This is a genomic window from Mesorhizobium sp. M7A.F.Ca.ET.027.03.2.1, from assembly GCF_003999175.1.
Taxonomy (GTDB): Bacteria; Pseudomonadota; Alphaproteobacteria; order Rhizobiales; family Rhizobiaceae; genus Mesorhizobium.
Window position 1 is genome coordinate 1 of the sequence record NZ_RZOM01001733.1, and the last position, 663, is coordinate 663.

Genomic DNA, 663 nt, shown 5'->3' on the forward strand with positions numbered 1-663 from the left:
CCATGTCCATCGTGGCGTGGTTGACGCCGATGGCGATGGCGTCGCCATGGACGAACTTGCCTTCCGAAAACGCCGAGATCGTCGTCGTGCCGCCGCCCATGTCGATGCAGGCCGCGCCCATTTCCAGCTCGTCGTCGACCAAGGCCGCCAGGCCGCTGGCATAGGGCGTCGCCACCATGCGCTCGACCGACAGATGCGAACGGTTGATGGAAAGCTCCAGATTGCGCATCGGCGCGGCGTCGCCGGTCAGCACATGCATGTCGACGCCGAGGGCGTCGCCGACCATGCCGCGCGGATCGCGCACGCCGCGTTCGGCATCCAGCGAGAAACCGACGGGAAGCGAATGGATCACCTCGCGCTCGGCCTTCAGCGCCTGCTTGGCGCCGGCGCCGAGAACGCGCTTGATGTCGGCCTCGTCGGCCTCGTGGCCGCCTAGATTGATGGTGGCGGAGAAGGCTTCGCTCTTCAGCCGGCCGGCGGTCATGTTGACGATCAGCGAATCGACCGTCAGCCCGGCCATGCGCTCGGCCGCGTCGACGGAAAGGCGGATGGCATGTTCCGCCCTATCGAGGTCAACCACGACACCCGACTTCACGCCTTGCGACTTCTGATGGCCGATGCCGATCACCTGGATCCGGTGCGAGCGGCCGCGCAGCAGCTTGC

Annotated in this window: 1 protein-coding gene; it reads right to left on the minus strand. The window is 66.8% G+C overall.

Annotation, left to right across the window (positions count from 1 at the left end):
• The coding region (ftsA, locus tag EN750_RS37715) for a cell division protein FtsA (protein WP_189526838.1) at nt 1-658 on the minus strand (658 nt) is incomplete at its 3' end.
• Between the last annotated feature and the right edge of the window lie 5 nt (nt 659-663).